Annotated in this window: 19 protein-coding genes and 2 pseudogenes; 9 read left to right on the top strand and 12 right to left on the bottom strand. The window is 45.5% G+C overall.

Features of this window, described 5'->3' with window-relative positions; translation table 11 throughout:
• Positions 1-159 precede the first annotated feature (159 nt).
• From ACEW9I_RS16935 to ACEW9I_RS16910, 6 genes are all read right to left on the bottom strand, one after another.
• The gene (locus ACEW9I_RS16935; protein ID WP_373541507.1) at positions 160-318 is read right to left on the bottom strand and encodes a hypothetical protein; all 159 of its coding nucleotides are present in this window, start codon (positions 316-318) and stop codon (positions 160-162) included.
• Between the two features lie 773 nt (positions 319-1,091).
• Entirely contained in the window at positions 1,092-1,496 is a 405-nt protein-coding gene (locus ACEW9I_RS16930) for a hypothetical protein (protein WP_373541506.1), read from the bottom strand.
• 80 nt (positions 1,497-1,576) lie between these two features.
• Positions 1,577-2,419: a DUF5895 domain-containing protein gene (locus ACEW9I_RS16925; RefSeq protein WP_373541505.1), complete on the bottom strand. Its 843-nt coding sequence runs from the start codon at positions 2,417-2,419 to the stop codon at positions 1,577-1,579.
• 337 nt (positions 2,420-2,756) lie between these two features.
• The gene (locus ACEW9I_RS16920) at positions 2,757-3,305 is read right to left on the bottom strand and encodes a hypothetical protein (protein WP_373541504.1); all 549 of its coding nucleotides are present in this window, start codon (positions 3,303-3,305) and stop codon (positions 2,757-2,759) included.
• A 171-nt stretch (positions 3,306-3,476) separates the two neighbouring features.
• Complete coding sequence (locus ACEW9I_RS16915; protein ID WP_373541503.1) at positions 3,477-3,629, bottom strand: hypothetical protein; 153 nt, start codon at positions 3,627-3,629, stop codon at positions 3,477-3,479.
• A 162-nt stretch (positions 3,630-3,791) separates the two neighbouring features.
• Positions 3,792-4,139, bottom strand: a complete 348-nt coding sequence (locus tag ACEW9I_RS16910; protein WP_373541502.1) for a hypothetical protein — start codon at positions 4,137-4,139, stop codon at positions 3,792-3,794.
• Between the two features lie 62 nt (positions 4,140-4,201).
• Between ACEW9I_RS16910 and ACEW9I_RS16905 the strand changes: the two genes are divergently transcribed.
• The 7 genes and pseudogenes from ACEW9I_RS16905 to ACEW9I_RS16875 all read left to right on the top strand — a co-directional run bounded on the left by ACEW9I_RS16905 (position 4,202) and on the right by ACEW9I_RS16875 (position 14,722).
• Complete coding sequence (locus ACEW9I_RS16905) at positions 4,202-4,525, top strand: hypothetical protein (protein WP_373541501.1); 324 nt, start codon at positions 4,202-4,204, stop codon at positions 4,523-4,525.
• Positions 4,526-4,537: 12 nt separating this feature from the next.
• On the top strand, positions 4,538-8,896 hold the full coding sequence (locus ACEW9I_RS16900; protein ID WP_373541500.1) for a hypothetical protein: 4,359 nt from the start codon (positions 4,538-4,540) through the stop codon (positions 8,894-8,896).
• A gap of 461 nt (positions 8,897-9,357) precedes the next feature.
• Positions 9,358-10,809: a SulP family inorganic anion transporter gene (locus ACEW9I_RS16895; RefSeq protein ID WP_373541499.1), complete on the top strand. Its 1,452-nt coding sequence runs from the start codon at positions 9,358-9,360 to the stop codon at positions 10,807-10,809.
• A gap of 45 nt (positions 10,810-10,854) precedes the next feature.
• Complete coding sequence (locus ACEW9I_RS16890) at positions 10,855-11,718, top strand: universal stress protein (RefSeq protein WP_373541498.1); 864 nt, start codon at positions 10,855-10,857, stop codon at positions 11,716-11,718.
• Positions 11,719-11,741: 23 nt separating this feature from the next.
• Entirely contained in the window at positions 11,742-12,917 is a 1,176-nt protein-coding gene (locus ACEW9I_RS16885; RefSeq protein WP_373541497.1) for an MFS transporter, read from the top strand.
• 67 nt (positions 12,918-12,984) lie between these two features.
• Positions 12,985-13,269 (top strand): annotated as a pseudogene (locus ACEW9I_RS16880) (SulP family inorganic anion transporter); the annotation flags it as partial.
• Positions 13,270-13,318: 49 nt separating this feature from the next.
• Entirely contained in the window at positions 13,319-14,722 is a 1,404-nt protein-coding gene (locus ACEW9I_RS16875; RefSeq protein ID WP_373541496.1) for a cation:proton antiporter, read from the top strand.
• Positions 14,723-15,053: 331 nt separating this feature from the next.
• Here ACEW9I_RS16875 and ACEW9I_RS16870 read toward each other — a convergent pair whose 3' ends face one another.
• The 4 genes from ACEW9I_RS16870 to ACEW9I_RS16855 are packed head-to-tail and all read right to left on the bottom strand — an operon-like array spanning position 15,054 to position 17,583.
• Complete coding sequence (locus tag ACEW9I_RS16870) at positions 15,054-15,443, bottom strand: heavy metal-responsive transcriptional regulator (protein WP_373541495.1); 390 nt, start codon at positions 15,441-15,443, stop codon at positions 15,054-15,056.
• A 10-nt stretch (positions 15,444-15,453) separates the two neighbouring features.
• A complete protein-coding gene (locus ACEW9I_RS16865; protein ID WP_373541494.1) occupies positions 15,454-16,296 on the bottom strand; it encodes a sulfite exporter TauE/SafE family protein in 843 nt (280 codons plus the stop codon).
• A complete protein-coding gene (locus tag ACEW9I_RS16860) occupies positions 16,293-16,859 on the bottom strand; it encodes a rhodanese-like domain-containing protein (protein WP_373541493.1) in 567 nt (188 codons plus the stop codon). Before ACEW9I_RS16860 ends, ACEW9I_RS16865 begins: the two co-directional genes overlap by 4 nt.
• Before the next feature lie 16 nt (positions 16,860-16,875).
• Complete coding sequence (locus ACEW9I_RS16855) at positions 16,876-17,583, bottom strand: MBL fold metallo-hydrolase (protein ID WP_373541492.1); 708 nt, start codon at positions 17,581-17,583, stop codon at positions 16,876-16,878.
• Positions 17,584-17,677: 94 nt separating this feature from the next.
• Here ACEW9I_RS16855 and ACEW9I_RS16850 point away from each other — a divergent pair, with 94 nt between their 5' ends.
• A complete protein-coding gene (locus ACEW9I_RS16850; RefSeq protein ID WP_373541491.1) occupies positions 17,678-18,007 on the top strand; it encodes an ArsR/SmtB family transcription factor in 330 nt (109 codons plus the stop codon).
• 61 nt (positions 18,008-18,068) lie between these two features.
• A pseudogene (locus ACEW9I_RS16845) lies at positions 18,069-18,254 on the top strand (peptide chain release factor 3); the annotation flags it as partial.
• A gap of 95 nt (positions 18,255-18,349) precedes the next feature.
• Here the strand turns inward: ACEW9I_RS16845 and ACEW9I_RS16840 are convergent.
• Complete coding sequence (locus tag ACEW9I_RS16840; RefSeq protein ID WP_373541490.1) at positions 18,350-19,792, bottom strand: hypothetical protein; 1,443 nt, start codon at positions 19,790-19,792, stop codon at positions 18,350-18,352.
• A gap of 21 nt (positions 19,793-19,813) precedes the next feature.
• Complete coding sequence (locus ACEW9I_RS16835) at positions 19,814-21,379, bottom strand: cation:proton antiporter (protein ID WP_373541489.1); 1,566 nt, start codon at positions 21,377-21,379, stop codon at positions 19,814-19,816.
• Positions 21,380-21,589: the final 210 nt, after the last annotated feature.

Below are 21,589 nucleotides of genomic sequence, written 5' to 3'. Positions count from 1 at the left end.
ACTGCTAGGGCAGCTTCGAGGCTCGAACTATCATCGGGTAAGCACTTAGGAGCGCGACCGACTAAACCGGAAATGTTAACTAGCATGAGCGGATTCCTCCAAAGGATGGGTGAGTTGAAGCAATAGTGCTTCAACTCGATTCGGCTTTGCCGATGGTTCTTACGGACACTCCAGCAGCACATCAGCTAGAGTGACAATCTTGCTCCGAATGGGGCAAACGCCATAGTAATCGGCGTTCGCAAGTACCCGTGATTGCAATGCTTGATGTCTCAGTTCGGGGATCGAATATGCCGAATTAATCTGCTGGTGCAGGAGCATCAATCGTCGCTGGATACGAGTTTCAGTCTTAATAGGAGCAGTAATCTCGGTAAAGTTGAAGTCGATACAGCGACCTTCGATTCGGCTCTGCCGACGCTACGCGAACGCACAACCGAACTTGTCAAATTGGCAAATATAGCCCTCGTAGTTCCAATATCGGTGTGGTAGACCGTGGCGACCTTCACGTAGCGAAGCGACATCACTCAACCGTCCGAATAACTTTTTTGCATACTGCCTTGCGAGATCTTTTGCGACTTTATCAAACATATAAAATGCTGTATGTTCGATAGAACAAGTAAATTTAAAGTTGCCGAAGTCAGCTTTAAATTTACTAAGATTGGGTTGATTCATATCGATTGGGTATAGGAAAAGCCCCAAGGTATTTTGGGTTAAAAAAGATAGCGACGATCTCAGTTGAGATCGATCGCTAAGTCAAGTTGAAACAAAGTCTAAGGTAGCTAAATCAACGATTGTCATCGAAGAATCATCGTCTGTGTAACTATCGATAACTTCGCGGATTGTTTTGTAGGCGTATTCTCCGTGTGAATCGGTAAGAGCGTTAAGTTTATTAAGCAGTTGTTTGGGCGAACAAACAATCTTGTTAACTAGGCGTTGGCGAGATTCGCGGTGATTGAGGCGTAGCACTAAATACGAACGCATATTTTCTATGGGGGTGAGTTAATCGGGTTGTAGAGTGGTGCGCTTGCGCGATTGATATCAGCCGCAGCAAAGAATACCGATCCATACCGGATCGGCTGGCTACGCGATGGCAATTAAAGATCGATCTTTAATTGTTTAGACTTGCAATCGACACCAAATTGATCTTTGAGCCAGCGATCTGCATTGATTAAAGACATAATAATTTGACTCCACTTCTGTCGATCGATCTCGTCAACTCCATTCTCCTCATAGTATCGGTCGAGCAGTTTGCCAGCATTAACTATCGAGGTACCAGCATCAAAGGCAATGCCCTCCATCTTTTTGTTGACAGCAAATTTAGTAGCACTATTGCTCCGTTGCCAAAATATGCTATGCCAAATCCTCCGACGAGCTTCTAGTAGTTCATAGGCGATCGTCAATTCTAGACCTGCTAAGATTAGCAATTGATTATTTTGATATTCTGGAAATTTCTTTAAATGCTGTAAACTCGAACCGACTCCGGCTGTGGATGAATACATGATTACCTCTATTAATAAAAAAACACCTGCAAACTACTATGGGGAAGTTCGCAGGTAAGATCGCTCGATGAGGCAGATGGCTAGAACGGGATGTCACTTTCGTCCTCAACGTCATAGCTACAGATTTGGGCGACTGGCTCAGTCACAGGAGGAAGCTGGGCAACTGGTTTAGCAGCGGCGAAGACTGCATTACTGACAGGGATATCCAGCAATTGCAATACACGATCGGCAAGTTCGTCATTGCGACCAACAAAGAAGTTCGTCCAGTTATCCATCGTGGGCTTGGAATGACTGGCAACCTTACAAGCAGGTGCTTTGTTACTGTTATTACCAGCTAGCTCGCGCGTGACCTCAAACTCAAACACGCACAGGGCGTTAAATTCGAGGTTCTTGGGACGCGCGGAAATACCATTGGCTTGAGCGTGGCACATAGTTATCTCTAGGAGAAACTGCTGGTAGTGGAACGAGAAAGTGGCTTGAGTGGCACCTTTGGCGAGGTACTGCAAGGGGATCTCATGCAGGGGGTTATTGTCGCAATCGAGCAATAGCACTTCAAAGATCTGGATATTAGTAACACCAGCTTGTCCTTTAAACTCACCGTACTTCCCAAGCAACTCCAGCTCGGAGTTACCGTTTTCACCTTTGACAGTTCGCGCCGCCATTAATCCAGATTTAGGGACTACTAGCATCCGAGGCTGGCGGAGGATCGAGCCTTGCTCTACCGCCCCGCTAGAGAAGGTATAGGTATCCAACGTCTCAGGCACATTAAACCAACTCGCTTTTGCCATCTGGTCGAGGCTGAGAAAGAAACCACACTCGGCAGGATTCTCGCCACGCAAGCTTTGGATGTATGGTAGCTTGGCATTGGGATTGCAATATTCGGGTGCGGCAAAGCGATCGCGGATTGGTTGAGGATTAGTCATGATAAAAACTCCTAGATATAATGAATCGGTCGAATGGATACGGCTCCGCCGGAAATACACAAAAAACAGCTCGCAGATTGAGGGATCTGCAAGCTGGTGAGGGTCGATAGATTTAAGTGAAAAACTCGTAGTAAACTTCGAGAATTGCTTCCCCGATCGAGAACTTACGCGATTCAAATTCACCCGAACGTAAGCAAATGAAATGATAGTGGGCAGCGATTATACGATCGAACATCTTGGTTTCTCCTGGAAGTCTAAAAATTGATATGAACTACTTAACGATCGTCTAAATTCGGCTTTGCCGATGACTTCCTCGTAATTTGGAATTGCCAAAGACCTAGAAGTAGTCGGGGACAAGCAAGCGATCGGCTACGATCTCATTAGGTACTTGGTACAAACGATCGGGATGAACCAGATGCAATGCCAGCCAATAAGGGTCAGAAGATCGCAGTCCATCCAGTCGAACGCAATAATAGGCATCGGCATCGCGCCGCAGATAACCAATGCGTACATCGTCCAGACAAACTTCGACGGCAATTTCACCGTCATTAGCCGTTGGCACAGCCTCTCCCTCGGAGAATCGCTCGTACACGTCGAGCCAATTTAGCGATAAGTGAATACGATCGCAAATCCACTCTGGCTCCAGCCCTTGTAGGTCGGGCAGCGGTAGCGGTTGAAAATAGCGGCGCATCGAAGTCGAGGTTTCCTCGACTTTGTGTGCGACAAGACAGCGGTGGGATAGATTGCTAATGGCATCGCGGCACTCAGCGGTACTGAATTCCCGACCGCGCACCACTTTATTTACACCGTTGCCGCAAGCAAAGCGGTCGGTATAAAGATGACGGGCAAATGGACAATCTAGGCAATTCGATGGTATCGCTTTCATTTTTACAAATTACAATTGTGTAAAAGAAGTTTTTGTGGTGATTAACTGAGAGCTGAATAACTTTCAGTTAATTTTTTTAGCTAATACTCAGAAAGCAAATACAGGAAATTTTTGAACAGTCAAAGATTTAGCATTCATAGTTATATAATTCGATCGATGGATAATTAGCGATTAATATTCCGCGTCGGACTGATAGTAATCCTGGCGGTCGAGCATCAATCCTTCCAAAAATTGCAAGTACTCTGTCGATTCTGGCTGTTGGTCTGTAGATAAATCGGCTTCGATGTGCATAATGGCTCCAGATAAATAAACGAGGTAGTGCAAATTAAGATTGCGCTACCTCGTTTAGATGCGGCTCTGCCGCCTGATAATTTATTAAACTTCAATAGATCTGGTCAATCGACTTCAATTATCTAAAGGATGTTGCTGGTGCGATTGCGCTATACCTGACTGAATCCCCAATTTAAAATCGGAGCGGACGATTACCTAACGGTAGGCTACGCCAACGGAAGAGGTCGATGGGGGATTTTTATCGTCAGTATCGTCAGCCCAACTCGAAACCCGCTGCTGTTCTGTCGTTCGATGGCTGACGATATCTTCAGTCTTATCGTCAGCCGTGAAAATATCGTCAGCATTATCGTCAGTGCAAAGATCCTTGTCCTGACTGGTTTCTGGCGAATGCAGACGCTCGGCTGACGATACTGACGATAAAATCACACATTTCTCTAAGACGATATTACGAGTTCCCGCTTTTCCAATGCGGGCTTCTCTGGCAATCGCAGCTTGAAAATTTTGGAGGTTCGGACGGTCAAAACCATCAGCCCAGCAGGGCATGGAGATTTTGAATCCATGAAAAATTTGTTATCGTAGTAGCAGCCTCAGATTATTTGTAAGTCATGGTTAAAATTAATTCCATCGAAGATATTTTTTATAAAGAAGGCGATATCATCCCCCCACCACCACGCACTTATACTGAGGAAGAAGAAGCTCAAAATATCCTGGATGAAAAACTGATGGCAGACATGGCAGGTTGGGAATACGAGCGATCGCATCGTTATGAAAACTATGACGATTTAGGCGATATGCTCGCTGATGGCATCGATATCGACGACATTCCTGAGTCCTATTACACAAAGGGAAATAAGCAAAAAGCAGTAGTAAATAAACTTCCCAGATTCACCCAGACCGAACCTGATACCGAAGACGCTATTCCCATCTAGTCCGAGCCGAATATGCTCCAGTTTCAAGAGTTTGACTTAAAGACTGGCAAAGATCTCACTGACTTTCACCTAGAGGGCAAACGAACGCCCAGAGTGAAACAAGTCGAGAATTGTTATTTAGAAAAGTGGCTCCAGACGCATCGAATCGAGCCAAAAAATCTGCATGTAGCTAACTTTTACAACGGAGTTAACGACTCAGATCGGGTGCGGTTGGAAGCCAAAGGTAATAAATATCTCATTTGTACCAGCGGTAAATCTGGGTATTTTACAGATCGGGCAACTGCCGAGCTAATCGCCAAAGGCGATAATAGCCGGAACATTCAACCAATTTATGCAGATGGTGAACGCAGTGCCCATAATGCGGTTGCTTATGGATCGCTCGTCGTCAGCGATGGTAACGCTGCCACTACAACCAAATCGGGCAATTCTCGGATCTTAATTATCGATGACGATCGAAGGTCGAACGGCACAAATCCACTCAAAGACCGCGACGGGCGCAACATTCCTGTCAAACAGTTAGCGGATCTCTACGACAAAATGGGCGATGGGACGATGTTGGCATCGACCAAGCTTTTGCGCGGACTGTTGTTGGATAAAGAGGTTTTACTTGCCATAGATCGTGGTTTGCAACAGGCAGAAGATATTAATGATGACGAGCTAGGTGACTTGGGCGAGTGGATCGATGCAGCATTCGGCGATAGTTTAGATCCAGAATTAGCTGGAAAGTTGCTGGAAGAATTCAAGCATACGGGCAGAATCTCCAACTATTTTGTAGACTTGCAAACCGCCCAAACGATCGAGAAAAAGATCGACAGGCTCGCTCGCAGTTCGGTATTGCAGTTTCGCGCAGCCACGCCGGATTTACCTGGAATTGCCAAAGGGACAATGGCTACTAGCTCTTGGTGCGAACGATTGGGGGTAGATGCGATCGTCTCGACCAATGATATCAAAGGAGACGACGGCAGACTCAAGGAACCAGGGATCGTCGAATTAGAGAGCTTCTTATGGGTCAATCGGAAAATTAAAGCCGAATACTCCAATCAATCGGTGGGTGCCCAAGTCAAAGGCACTATCCCCGATGCAACTTTAAACGAACTCAATCCCATGATGGCAGCCAAAGCAAGTTCGCTTGCCGATGTCGCTGTGGATAACTGGCAGTTGGCTTCTAAATTTGTGGCGAAGGAGGAAGCAAGGCGCGAGCGCGAGTTAATTATCGATACGCCTGAAGGAATCGATGGGGTGGATGATGACGAACCGCGCAATAATCGATCGACACTTGCCAAACTCCTCAAAGCCGATCGGTACGGACAGCTCAACCAACTCCCCAATATCAGCCGCCAGCTCGATAAATCGCTCAGACGAGACAGGTTGGATGTAGCCACTAACGGGATCGTTGTCCCCGCTGCGATTGCCCAGCACCATAGTAAGTTAGAGCCGTGGGAGACCTGCAATCGCGACTTACCCCACGGCGCGATCGTCGCTTATTATCGATCGCCCTTTCCGAATGTCGGTGCTGCGGCGATTGCGATTAATAACTTAGAAGTATTGCGCGATCGCGACCCCGAAGCGTTCGATAAACGCGGCGTAGTCTACCTGAATCCTTGGACGGCAAAACACATTGCTATTACTGACTTTGATGGCGATCGGAATGGGTTCTTCGTTGGTTATCTGGCAAATGATAATCTTCCCCGTCAACTCCGCGAGCAGTTAGGCAGTTTGCCGCTTGCAGGTGGCGATCTCTATGAAGCAGGTAGAGCGGTTATCGCCCAAATCATCAATCGGTCTGATTTAGAACAGGGTAAATTCCCGCTGACAGTCAAAGAATTTATCGAAGCCAACGCTCCCGATCGCAAGCCGTTACCGATCGCCAAAGCCAAAAAAGCCGACCACCTTTGGCACCAGAGCGAACCGCTAACTCAAGCTATTTGGAGGGCATGGGATATTACCGCCAACAACCCGACTGGAAGAGTTGCCAATCAGTCGATAATCTTGCAATCCATCGCATCCGAGACAGTTTATATCGAACCGCAGCGGAAGATCGGTTTACTCAAGCAAATCGGGGCTGCTTACAGTGAGATTCCAATTGAGGAGATTCCCAGCGATGAGTATCTGCAAGAGCGAGGTTTGCCGCCGATGCAGCTAGCGGAGAAGATCGAGAGCATCGTCCAGGCGAGTAAACAGCTCGATAAATTACCAGCAGCAGAGCGATTGGCATTTGCCGAGCGGAATTTAGGTAGTGTCAACCGACTCCTCAAAAACTATTGCGACAGCGCGGTAGCAAAAAATCTGCAAACCGCCGTCGATACAGCCAAAAGCAGCGTTGGGATCGATGAGATTATTCATGAATTCGGAGAACGCATTCAATATAAGTCTCACCAGCTCCGCCAGAATGTCAAAAAGCCCGATATCTATTTCAGTCGCGACCTCCCCACCAACACTCAAGAACCGATCGGTTGGGCGGTGGAGACGGCAAATCGATTTTACAATGGTGGGCAGCAGCCACAATTACAAGAGATCGAATCGGACGATCTAAATAAGCGGTTTCGCTCACTGATACCAATTATCCACAATGATGCTCAAAAAGCGGTGGTCGATGAGTTCGCTCGGAAATACCGTAATTGTACTAGCGCGATCGGGCAGGTTAAAGACCGACTAAATCGGGAATTAGTTGAAGACCAGCAGCCGACGCTCACGATCGTCTCCAGTAGCGGTAAGAGCTTTGAAGTTCAACGTTTATGCGATGCGGATGCCGCAGGAGATTCACCCATTTGGGATTTAGGGGATGGTCAAAGTAGTACTAGATTCGAGATTTACCGCAATCGAGAGCATAACGGTAAGGAGAATTATGTCGTTTATCAAGTCGATGGAGCGGAAAGTAGAATTGCGATCGGGTACGTTTCTCCAGTGTCAGCAATAGCCAACAGTTTAGACAAGTATCCGATCGCGCAAATTGGTAGTACAAAAAAATTATTCATCGAGAGATCGACACTCGAATTTCATCCGCCCTATGCCCTAGAAAATGATGTCGATGAGATATTTACCAAAGCCGATCGCGTAATTAACGAACTGGAAAACTCGATTCCTAAAGATAAACGGACTCAGTATACGTCTGCGGCATGGCATTCGAGCGTGGGGATGGGAATGGCTACTAAAGTCTTTGCTAATGAGATTAGCCAATACCTAGATCGGGTACCGCCGATCGCACTCAATCGTCCTACCAAAGCCGCGCTAGAGTTACGAGATGGAACGGAACTAGCAATTAGATTCGAGCGTGACTTACATATTAGTGAGATCGCGCCAGATGGCAGCACCCACGATTTGGGCTTGACTACTTACGGCGACTCACCGCTGCTCAGTCCTGGCACTGTAGTAGCTGCTAAAATCGCGCGACCCCTCGACCCCAAAATCCATATCCACACCGAGATCGGAGAATTTGTCGTCAATCCTACTCCCGCGATCGGTCTGGTTCAGATTGAAGAGTTTACAGGTAGATTTGCATTCGAGCGTTGGGGCAAAGATATTGCCGTGGATTATCTCGGCTCTGGGGGACGGCGCATTCCGATTGGAGTACTGGGGCGAGAGTTAATCAATAAAGACTCCAAAGCTAACCTCAAAAGTGGGAGCAATTTACTTAAAGGTACGTTGTCGCGGGGTTTGAGCAAAAACATCCTAGAAATTCATATCCAACGCCTCATCGACCACCAACCCGTCGCTAGTATGGATCTCGGCGAAATCATTCCACTGCCACAGCAATCTATTTTGCTGAAGCGACACGATCGAGCCGTTTCATCAGATCGACGCTACTTTCCGACAGCCGGAGAGCTGCGGCAGCTCTATGGTGCTGCGGAGCTAACTGGAGACATTGCAAAAATGGCAGAACTAAACAGCTTGGGAACGCTGCTCAATGACGTTTACCCCGATGGCGATCGCGCACCAGATGATTTTTCTCATTGGGTTGTGGAAATTCCGGTGTCCGACGCTCTTTATTATCCCAGTGCGGGAGAATTGCGAACGGCTTATACCCTTCAATCTATCTCAGGGAAAACGAAAGATTTAGATAGAATTAAAGAGTTAGGAAATGCCTTAAATCGGGTTTATCCTGACGGAAATCGCGCACCAGATGACTTTAGTAGTCTAAAAGTGGGCATAACTACGAGTGAAAAGAGATCGTTAGAAATCGATGTACGGCACCTCGAATCTTTCCAGTCAACCAATCTCGATGACACAGAATTAAACGAAGTAACTTCCCTCAAGGTACGAGAATCTATATCGATATCTCAAGAACCTACTGTAATCGTACCCGTTAACAGATCGAAGAATTTTATAGTATTAGAACGTTCGCAAACTGAAGATATCGATCTGTCAATGTGATATTTTACTATTGAAGACTGTCGAGCTAAAAGCTTTGAATTAGGAAAATAAGTTTGATTCTACTGAACTTGCTATGCAAATTCAATGACAAAAGTGCCATATTAACATACTCCTAATCTGAAAAATATCAAAATTCCTGAATTCATTTTGTGCTGTGCTGCTGAGAATTAGGCAACAAACTATGATAAAATCGGAGTCTAGCCACTCCACTCTAGTAAGCTAAAAGTCTTCAACCGTTAAATATGTCACCCCTCTGTAGTGCTTTAAAATCTGGTTTCAAGCCATCTTGTCCACCCTAATCGGTGGCAAATCTCTTCGCATGGATGCTTAGAACAGAATTACAGAGTGCGCTTCGGCGAATATCGCCGCAGTAGGTACTTATTTAAACAACACATCACCGCAACTGAACCTCGCAGAGATAGCGATGGTTAGCTTGTTGGTATCATTGGAGCTAAATTGAATTGAATATTAAGACACTAAAACGAGAATGGTTCTCGAATGTTCGTGCGGATTTATTAGCCGGAACGGTGGTTGCACTAGCATTAATTCCTGAAGCGATCGCTTTTTCGATCATCGCTGGAGTCGATCCCAAAGTGGGACTCTATGCCTCATTTATTATTGCAGTGATGACCGCTTTTTTGGGTGGAAGACCAGGCTCGATTTCGGCAGCAACGGGAGCGATGGCGTTGCTGATGATTGAATTAGTTAAGCAACACGGGTTGCAGTACCTATTTGCGGCGACTTGTTTAACAGGGATTTTCCAAGTTTTATTTGGCGTATTAAAACTGGGTCGTCAGATGAAATACGTCCCTAGAGCCGTGATGTTAGGCTACATCAATGCTTTAGCGGTGTTGATTTTTTTGGCTCAACTGCCGCAATTAACTGGCAAACCGCCAATGGTATATATGCTCACGGCCCTATCCCTGGCAATTATTTACATCTTGCCGCGTTTTACCAAGGTTGTCCCTTCGCCCTTGGTTGCCTTAGCGGTGATGACCTTAGCGGCGATCTCGTTGAAATTGGATGTACCCAGGGTTGGGGATATGGGCGCACTCCCCACCGCACCGCCGCTATTTGCGCTCCCGCAAGTGCCTTGGACATGGGAAACATTCCAAATTATTTTGCCATATTCACTCACCTTAGCAATCGTCGGTTTATTGGCTTCTTTTCTGACGGCATCCTTGGTCGATGAACTCACTGATACTCCCAGTGATAAAAACCAAGAAGCCAGAGGTCAAGGAATTGCGAATATCATCACCGCTTTTTTTGGTGGGATGGCGGGTTGTGGGATGATCGGGCAATCGGTAATTAATGTTCAATCGGGCGGGCGCGGTCGGTTATCGACTCTATGGTCTGGGGTGTTTCTGCTATTTGCGATCTTGGTAATGCAGGATTGGGTCAGGCAAATGCCGATGGCTGTGTTGGTAGCAATTATGATTATGGTTGCGATCGGGACATTTCGCTGGTCATCTTTTCGCCAGATGAGGAAGATTCCTACCAGTGAAACGATCGTGATGTTAGCCACAATGTTTGTGACAATTTTTACGCGCAATTTTGCGCTGGGTGTAGCAACGGGGATTGTGTTGAGTACGGTGTTCTTTAGTCGAAAAATCGCTAAGTTAGTAGTGGTGAATCGAGAACTAAGTGATGATGCCAATCATCATATATATAAAGTCAGCGGGCAAATTTTCTTTTTATCGAAAGAAGAATTATTAGGATCTTTTGATTTTGGGTCGGTAGTCGAGCGCGTGACGATCGATCTAACTAATGCTTATTTGTGGGATCGAGGCGCAGTCGAAATTCTCGATCGAATTGTGCTGAAGTTTCGCCGGAATGGTGCTGATGTGAAATTGGTAGGGCTAAATTCTGCTAGTGCCACATTAGTGGAAAATCTAGGCGTTAATCAGCAATAGGTAGAAGAGGAAAATTTGATAGCTTAATTACCAAAAATATTAACGATGAAAAGAATCTTATTGTGTGCAGATGGCTCGGTATTTGCTCACAGCAGCTATCAATATGCTGCATGGTTGGCAACGCGATTGACGGCAACAGTAGACGTTCTCTACGTCACTGACGAGCGCAGTCAAGCGGTGATGGAAACCAGCAACTTCAGCGGTAGTATCGGCATTGATGCGTCAGATGTGCTGCTGAATCAATTGGTGGAATTAGAACATCAAAAAGCTAAATTAAACCATCAACGGGCGAAGGAGATTCTGCAAACTGCCCAGCAAGTGCTAACTAGTCAAGGTGTAGAGACGGTCAATCTCCGTCATGAAACGGGTTCTTTAATCGATCGATTCGATGAATTTGAAGCTCAAGTGGATTTAGTTATCTTAGGCAAGCGCGGTGAATCAGCAGGGCTGGCTTCTGGACATCTGGGGGCTAACTTAGAGCGGATTATTCGGGCTAGTCACAAACCTTGTTTAGTCACCTCTTCCCAATTTAAACCAATCCAGCGGCTGTTACTTGCCTATGATGGCAGTATAAGCTGTAAAAAAATACTGGACTTTTTGGTACATTCATCTGCTTTTGCTGGATTGGATCTGTACATTGTCACTGTTGCTAAACATGCAGAGGATGAAACGGCGATCTCGCGGATTAATGAAGCCAATCAACAAGTGCGGCTGGGTGGATTTGAACCTGTTTGTTGTATTGTCGAAGGTCATCCAGAACAGGCAATTGCTGAGTATGCCGAAGAAAGCAACATCGATTTACTGTTGATGGGTGCCTACGGACACAATCGCATCCGTCATCTGGTAATTGGTAGCACTACCACCCAGATGCTCCGCCGCAGTCATATTCCGGTGTTGTTATTTCGGTAAAATACATAAAAAGGCCATAACTAATGTCTAAAGTAAAGATAATAACCCGCAATGTTTTAGTACTTTCTGCGGTGAGTCTATTTACAGATATAGCCAGCGAGATGCTTTATCCGATCGTGCCAATTTATTTAAAAACAATTGGGTTTTCGATTGTTTTAATAGGTATATTAGAAGGCTTTGCCGAAGCAATTGCAGGTTTGAGTAAAGGGTATTTTGGTAATTTGAGCGATCGCACCGGAACTCGTTTACCATTTATCCAAATTGGCTATCTGTTTAGTGCGATCTCCAAACCAATGATGGCGTTATTTACTTATCCGATTTGGGTGTTCTTCGTAAGGACAATCGATCGGTTAGGAAAAGGTGTCCGTACAGGTGCCAGGGATGCTTTATTATCTGATGAAGCGACTGCCGATACAAAGGGAAGAGTATTTGGATTTCATCGGTCTATGGATACATTTGGTGCTGTCCTTGGGCCATTATTAGCACTAATGTATTTGGTCTATCGTCCAGATGATTATAAGACACTTTTTTATCTGGCATTTTTCCCAGGACTGATTTCGATTGGATTTACTTTTTTTATTAAGGAAAAACCAAGCCAAAATCAGCAAAGCGAACAGAAATCTCGCATTGGATTACTGAGTTTTGTAAAATACTGGCGAACGAGTCCTGCAACCTATCGAAAACTAGTAACAGCATTATTAGTTTTTACTTTATTTAATAGTTCGGATGTATTCTTACTGCTAAAAATAAAGGAAGCAGGACTCGATGACACAATGGCGATCGGAGCCTACATTTTTTATAACTTAATCTATGCTATAGCCTCTTATCCGATGGGGACTTTAGCCGATAAGATTGGTATGAAAAAAGTATTAGTTTCGGGATTAATTCTGTTTGCAATAGTTTATTTAGGCATGGCTTATGCTGAAAGCAGTCTAATTTTTCTAGCCTTATTCTTTTTATATGGAATATATGCAGCAGCTACAGAGGGGATTGCTAAAGCATGGATTACTAATCTTTGCAGTCAGAGTAATACGGCAACAGCGATAGGCACTTATACTGCATTTCAAAGTATTGCCACATTACTAGCGAGTTCTTTAGCCGGACTTATCTGGTTTTATGCTGGCGCACCTACAACATTTTTACTAAGTGGAATTACTGCTTTAATTGTGTCAGTTTATATTTCAAGATTTAATGACTAATTTGGACTCGATCGTTAGATATAAGCAGGCTTTGCAAAGGACATTATTCAATAAAGGATCGTAAATCGTGTCCACCAATCTAATCAATAACATTCACTTTCGTAATTGGAAAGGCGACCTGTTTGGCGGCGTGGTTGCTGCGATCGTTGCCCTACCGCTGGCTCTAGCCTTTGGTGTTGCTTCTGGTGCAGGGGCGATCGCTGGACTGTATGGTACGATTATCGTTGGCTTTTTTGCCGCTCTATGTGGGGGTACTCCCGCTCAAGTTTCTGGCCCCACGGGGCCGATGACTGTAGTCGTAACAACTGCGATAGCGACCTTTGTGGCGCGTTATCCCGACACTGGATCTGCTGGGGTAGGTTAGTTAATTATTTTATTCTAAATTTTGAGGATTTTAGCTAATGAATTGGACTGGATCGATTGATTATCATTTATTGGAAATATTTCCATTTTTTTCACACCAACTATTCTTAGCAACTGTCGCAGCCGATGATGCTCCAGCCATCTTAAATGGTGTATTGCTGAGTCTAATAGTTATTTATCTTGCTAGTAAGATTGGTGCAGAAGTTGCCAAATACTTCGAGCAGCCCTCAGTATTAGGGGAATTAGTCGCTGGAGCGATCGTGGGAATTTCAGCCTTACATCTGGTGGTTTTCCCCGATAGCGGATTTGCTGGATCTAGCTCGGTTATCATCCAATTTTTGCAGTTAATTACCAACTTAGATCCTACTACTCTCGATCGAGTATTTGCAGCTCAGAGTGAAGTTATCTCCGTGTTAGCCGAACTGGGTGTAATTATTCTGCTGTTTGAGATTGGCTTGGAGTCCGATCTGCGCCAACTCAAACAAGTCGGTTCCCAAGCTATAGTTGTGGCTTGTGCTGGGGTAGCAGTGCCATTTGCACTGGGCACTGGTGGATTGATGCTGTTATTCAATGTGCCTGCAATTCCGGCGATTTTCGCTGGCGCAGCACTCACGGCTACCAGTATTGGTATTACTTCTAAGGTTTTAGCCGAACTGGGGCGGCTCCAATCGACAGAAGGTCAAATCATTATCGGTGCGGCGATTATTGATGATATTTTGGGGATTATCGTGCTGGCAGTGGTTGCTAGCCTCGCTAAAACTGGCTCGATCGATGTGATGAGCGTTATCTACCTAATTATTAGTGCCACAGTTTTTTTAGTTGGTTCTATTCTAATTGCTGGCTTTTTTAATCAGAGTTTTGTTACGATTGTCGATCGACTCAAAACCCGTGGAAATATTGTCATTCCGGCGATTATTTTTGCCTTCATCATGGCATTTCTGGCTAATGCCATTCATCTCGAAGCAATTTTGGGGGCATTTACGGCTGGATTGGTGTTAGATGAAACCGATGCGCGGAATGAGTTGGATGAGTTAATTAAACCAATTGCCGATCTATTTGTGCCGATCTTTTTTGTAACTGTGGGCGCACGCGCCGATTTAGGCGTTCTGAATCCAGCGATCGAGAGTAACCGAGCGGGATTATTAATTGCCATATTTCTGGTTTTAGTGGCGATCGTGGGCAAACTCATTACTGGCTGGGTGGTATTTGGGCAACCAGGTATCAACCGCATGGCGATCGGGGTGGGCATGGTACCGCGTGGTGAAGTAGGGCTGGTATTTGCGGGGATTGGTTCTGCCAGCGGGATTATCGACAAACCTTTAGAATCCGCAATTATTATCATGGTGATTATCACCACTCTGATGGCACCACCTTTTTTGCGACTCGCTTTCGGTAAGTCTGACGAACCACCAACGGCAGCCACAGAGGCGACGATCGATTAGCTCGATCGACTTCACTAAGAATTGTCAATCGAACGAAAAAGAAGAGTTACTGGGAGAATTCTAGGTTCTCCCAGTAACTCTTGTTCTATTAACTTCTACTAACTTTTAGCACAACTACAGGTAGTAGCTGGAGCATTACTAGTCGTAGAATTTTTACTGGTACAGCAAGACTCACCTGTTGCGGTGAGTCCACACATGCACACCGAACAGTTACATGAAGCACAAGTACAGCCCATCGATTGATTAGTCATATGTTTAAGCTCGATTACGAGCGATGATTTGAGTAACTAATATCATCATATAATCTCCCCCTAACTGGAGAGTCAAGTACCTAAACCTGCAAATTTGGACAAATTATATTAGCTTGTGGAATCGGGGTTTCATCCCAATTTTGGAGGGTCTCACAAAGTTGCTGCCGTAGAGCCATCATGTCTTGAATTTGTAGATCGATCGTCTCAACATGCTGCTTGAGCTTGGCTTGCAAATCGGCACAGGGTAACTCACCGCGATCTGATACCATCAAGCACTCTTTGATTTCTTGCAAACTCAAACCCAATAGCTGTAAACGTTTAATAAACAATAAACGAGCAATATTTTCTGGTGAGAACAACCGAAAGTTACCTTCATTGCGATCGGGTGTTGGCAATAAACCAATTTCTTCGTAGTAACGAATTGTCTTAATTGGGACGTGACTCTTTGCCGATAATTGACCGATTTTCATGGTAACAAAATTAGCTCGATCGTGAGATCTGTTGCTGTAGATGAGCCGTTGGAAATTTTATCCGCTCAAAAGCTCGACGATTTTGAACCAGGACAAAAGTAGCGACTACTATTAAAAAATAACCAAATGATTTTTGCAATCGATCGGCAGGCACAAATTTCGATAAATATGCACCGATCGACGATCCCAGTGCTGCCGCAAAAGTAAATGATACCGCCAATTGCCAATCGATTGAAACATGCCCAATATATCCCAGCAATCCGGCTCCAGAGTTCAAAGCAATTATTACTAGGGATGTAGCAACTGCCTCCGACATCGAGAGATTTCCCAATAATACCAGTGCTGGGACGATCGCAAATCCACCACCGACACCCACTAATCCTGTCAAAATGCCCACTCCAATTCCCTCCGTCAATAGCCACAACCAACAGTATTTGCACACAGGTGGTGGATAGTTATCGAGCGGGTTTTGAGTTGTTGGATTAGCCGCTGGCTGACGGCGAATCATAAACATGGCAGCTAACAACATCGCCACCGCAAACAACAGCATCTGAAAGGTTTCAGTAACGAAAGGCAACGTGGCTAATCGCGCCCCCAGAAAAGCCCCAAGCGTTGTTGCTGAGCCAAAAATACCCACCGTCTTGAACTGGACTTTACTCCGGCGCGATCGCGGGATGACACCCAATAAACTTACCACCCCGACCACGATCGAAGTCATGGCAATTGCTGATTTGGGAGCGACCCCCATCACATATACCAAAATCGGCAACGCTAGCACCGAACCACCACCACCGAGTAGCCCTAGACTAACCCCAATTCCGATCGCCAGGAGATGCCCAATCGTCCAAGTCATGAGGCTTTACCGCTTTGATTGTAAGGCAGCTTCATTAGTAATATTCCCATTGCACAGGTATTCGAGACTCCCGCAAACACCAAACCACCGCCGACAAAGCCGCTCAAGAGTAAAAACCAAGGCGATACAAATGCCCCTAGCACAGTGCCTAGTGCCACCAAGGAACCCGCTACGATCTGCACTTGTCGAAATAGACTAATGGGCGCATTTCGATCGATTTGAGTGGCATATCCAGCCGTTTTCCATGCTGTCAAACCACCTTCTAGATGAGTCACTTGAGTGAATCCAGACTCAAACAGTTTTTGAGCTGCTTGAGTAGATCTTCTACCAGATTGACAGCACAAAATCACCTGACGATCGCCTTGAAGCTCGATCGAAGCTGGATTGAAGGTTGATAGTGGGTGCGGGATTGCACCAGCAATCCGTTCGCTGGCAAATTCGCCTGTCTCGCGGACATCTACCAATATTACTTGGTGGCGATCTTGTTCGCGTAGCGTCTCAGGAAGAGAATCGATTAACTGCTTCAGACTCGCGGCATCAATGGTCTGTAATTGAGATTTCATAGTTAACTAAGTAATGTTAAATTGTGTAGTCAGGAGTAGATATATTGCCACAGCGTTCGTTCGCCGGAACCGCTTCAGCTATCTTCTGCGGATCGGGCAAATTCAACTCCGCCATAAATTCGATAAACTGTTGACGATCGCGCCCCACAAATCGCGGGTTAAAACGTTTTTCTTCACCAATAGTGGAGACGCTAAATCCCCGATAATCATGAGCGGGATAAACCAACATTTCATCTTTTAGGGTGAATAGTCGCTGCGTTACCGAATCGAATAAAATTCCAGCATCACCACTTTGGAAATCAGTTCGTCCACAACCACGAATTAAGAGTGCATCTCCCGTCAATAGGTGAGTATTATTAACTAAATAGACCATGTGACTATCAGTGTGACCTGGAGTGGCGATCGCTTTAATCTCGATCGAACCCATACTCAGATGTTCGCAATCTTGAATAAACCTGTCCGCACAATCAACCCCTGCGCCGACAGGTACGATCCCTTGACATTGAGTGACTGCTCTCAACTTGGCAGTTCCGGTAATATGGTCGGCATGAATGTGAGTTTCGATGCAATATCTGAGTGTTAGTTCCAATTCTGCTAGCTGTTTGAGATCTCGCTCGACTTGTTCTAAGACTGGATCTACCAAGATTGCGGCTTTCTGTTCTAAATCGGCAATCAGGTAAGTATAAGTACTTGTTTGGCGATCGAGCATCTGACGAAATAACATAGAAACTAACTCCTGACGACGCGATCGATATCTACTACTATAATCAAAATATTACCATATAGCAATATAGTCAATATTTAAACTAAACAACCCAATGGAAATGAACTCTGGTGCCCTGGCACAACTGGCTGACTACTTCAAAGTTTTAGCGGAGACAAATCGGCTCGAAATTTTGTGCTGTCTCAAATCTGGCTCTAAAAATGTGACTGAAATTATTACAGAGACAGGACTCGGACAAGCAAATGTTTCCAAACATCTCAAACTTTTGGCGCAGATGGGAATTGTTGCGCGTCGCCCAATGGGGGTGAGCGTGTACTACGAGATTGCCGATCCGCTGATTTTTGACTTGTGTGAATTGGTCTGCAATCGACTCTCGGTTAGTCTAGAGCAGCGATCCGAGCAACTCAAGTCTCTAAAAAATTGACATTTAGTCATGAAGGTTACTTTTCGGTTGTGTGTACTTACATACAACGGCGATAGTTCTCGATCTAGCGGCTGTACTGGCAGGAGAGATGACCCCCGTATTCTTTGGCAGTGCCATGAATAACTTTGGGGTAGAACTCTTTTTGCAAGCATTTCTGGAGTATGTCGCCAAACCTGATGCCCATCAAAGTAATGGTGAAGAGGGAGCAATTCAGATTTTGTACTCTTTAGCTGAAAGTAACGGATTTAGGAATTTTGATAATTTTCAAATCAGGAGCATGTTGTCATGGCATTTCAGCAATTGAACTTGCTATGCAAGTTCGGTAGAACCTAGATTATTCATCTATTTTAATCTCTCGGAACTATTTATTTTTGGGAAGTTCCTTACTCCTAATTTATGGCGCAATTGTGCGGCCTCATCGACTAGTGTCTCGATCCCCACCTCGGCAATTCCTCGAACATAGTTAATTTTGATTTCTTCAAGCAGATCGACTAATAGCGATTCCATTTCTTTAGTGTTGTGCTTTTTTTGCAACTCTATCTCTAGAGAATCTCGAAAATTTTGACTCAATCGTGTTGCTAGCTCTGAAGAGGTCGGATCTGCTAATGTTTGGACGAGATTATTGTAAACCAGTTGAGAAAGTGACTTTGCTAAATTTTCTACCAGCGGATTGGGAAGCCGATCGACTCCTGGAAGACGCTGTAATTGTTGATAGATCGGGAGTTGATTTACAGTATTGACAATACTATAGTTAACTAAATTCTGAATGTCATCCTGCACTTTGGGTAGAACACTGTTGGCAATCATCTCAACTAATCGACTCGCAATTACTTTTACTTCATTTTGACCATTTACCTGGACATAATCTGGGCGCATTTCAGGATACAGCAACCAACGCATCACATCGCCATCACGAATCGAGTCTTGCAGTCGATCGATCGCCTGAATGCCGACCATTTCGGTTAATTCTGCTGCAAAGCCGATCGCCAAATCTCGCTTGGCTTCTGCTCTAAGAAGATCTAGATTGACCAAATCAACCTTGTAAAGCCTGACAAAAACTGGGATAACACGCAACCATCGCCAAACTGGAACGAGCAGGAATAGATCGTACCAGCGTCTGACAGCAGATTCTAGCCAACTCAGTTCTGGGTGACGTTGATGGATTGCCCGAACGCGAAGTAAAATGTCGATTGTCAATACTAGGATGAAGGGAAGATCGATCGACCAGAAATAGTCAACTGCAAATCCGAAGCGGTTCACTTCCCGATAATAATTAGCGGCCATCAGTGGGCGAATTCGATCGTGCCAAAACGCGATCTCAGATTGCCAATTGGTTGGTGTTAAATAACTTTGGCTCCAAAAGCGATCGAAGGCAGCCTCGGTGCCTGTCCGGTTTCTCAACTGCTGTTCGATCGTTTGGATAGTGTTATCGCCATCTTTTCCAGCAAAAGGATGATGTTGACTTAAATTTCGGCTCCGCTCTCGTAATTCGGACAATAAGGGTTCGATTTGCACAGAGTCAACCCCAACTCGAACTACTTGCGATTCTAACAGTGCAACGCGATTCAAATATGCCTGAGTTTCAGGATGGGGTCGAACGCCTTTAACCGGATCGTAGAGTTGCACTAGGGCAGGCGTAGCTTGCAGGTATAGCGAGCGGAGTGTCAAATAGCTCAGATCGAATAATACTAAAGCTAAATTGACCAGTGCGAATACTGCAATCAGTCGTTCTAACCAAAAGTAGCGACGGTCAGAGGAGTTCCGAGCGATTAATTTAGATGACATAATTTACCTTAAAATCGGTACTTAAATTTCGGTCAATTCAGTTTTCTCAACTTCCATCAACAGCGATAGTTCTCGATCTAAGCGACCTGCCTGCACGAGTTCGGCATAAGTCTCCGCCTCGATCGCGAGCAATTCATCTCGCAATTGTTCGGCAATAATTGTCTGGAGATCGGGACGATCGTGCTGGAGATCTGCTAATTCTGTTTGCAAACGAGTTAGCTCTCCCTGAGCCAGCGATACTTGATATTGATAAAAATCGGGTTCGATGCCGGGATGTCGATCGATTCCGCCTAAGTGCGCTATCACCCGATTGAGGGCAGTCTGACGGGCGATAAGCTCCAGATAATGCTGACGCATCGGCTGGTCGCCTAGCAACTCCAGTCGGGCGAGGAGGGGCTGAATGGTCAATCCTTGGACTAGCAGCGTAAATAACACTGTCCCAAAAACGGTTGCCACGATCGCCTCTCGACCTGGAATATTTTCGGGTACGCTCAACGCCAAAGCGATCGAGACGGCACCCCGCAAGCCTCCCCACCACAGTACCGTCTGCTCTGGGATCGAAATTTTGGCACCAGCTAGACGGTTGCTCAGACTGCCGAATCCATAAATTGCAATCGCGCGGGCTAAGATCGTTGCGGCAATTGTTACCCCAATCGCCACCCAGTTTTCAGCCAAAACTGCAAAGCGAATTCGATCGCCGATGAGCAAGAAGACAATCGAATTGACAAAAAATGATAAAAATTCCCAAAACTCACTGACGATGACGCGAGTGCGCGGGTTCATACCGATCCGCGAACCGAAATTACCTAGAATTAGTCCCGTCATGACAACCCCAATCACCCCCGATCCGCCGAATTTTTCCGCAATTAGATAGCTACCATACGCCGCAACCAAAGTGAGTGACTGCTCCACCAACGGTAGATCGAAGCGTTGGGTAAGATAGGAGATCCCAAACCCAATTAGCGATCCAACAACCAGCCCGATGCCCACTACCAGCACCAACTGGGTCACAATTACCCCGACCGTCAAATTGGTGGTACCCTGGGAAAACGCCACCACAAATCCGAAGGCAACAACCGCCATCCCGTCGTTAAATAAACTTTCACCCTCCATCAGGGTAGTCAGCCGCTTATCGACACCCAACTCTCGAAATAGAGCCGTCACCGAAACTGGATCGATCGCGGCCAGACTCGCCCCAATCAGTAATGCCGTCGTCACAGATAGCCCAGCTAGCTGATTCAGACCGATCGCCACGCCCACAATTGCAATAATTGTCCCTAATACTGCATAAAGACAGATTGGGATTAAATCCTGTTTGAGCCGCGACCATTTCAAGTTCCAAGCCGCTTCAAACAGGAGTGGTGGTAGAAAAATCAGCAGAATTAATTCAGGCGAAAGTTGCACTAATCTGACATCAGCAAAAGCTAATCCTAATCCCACAATCACCAGTAACAGTGTATAAGGAATCCGGCGAAACCAGCTCAGAATTTGCGGCAAAATTGCCACGCTTAAAGCGACCAATAAGACTAATAAAAATTGCTCTAAATTTTCCTCGATCGCTATTTCTTGTAAACTTGTTTCTATCATTTTCTAAATTTAGATTAAATTGATTCAACCTGAGTCTGATGTTCAGATGACTCACTTTAGCTTTACTGCGGCTGAAGTGACTCTGCAACTGGACGGACGATCGGTGGGGGTGCAGGTGTTGGGGATGTTTTAAAAATAGCTGTTAACGCTTGTTGAAGTGTTTGCGCCATCACAATCCGGTTTTCATAAGCGACAATTACCCGAATTAGA

Origin of the sequence: Chamaesiphon sp. (genome assembly GCF_041738855.1) — a bacterium.
Classification (GTDB): domain Bacteria; phylum Cyanobacteriota; class Cyanobacteriia; order Cyanobacteriales; family Chamaesiphonaceae; genus Chamaesiphon.
This window is presented reverse-complemented; position numbering and strand designations above follow the sequence as displayed.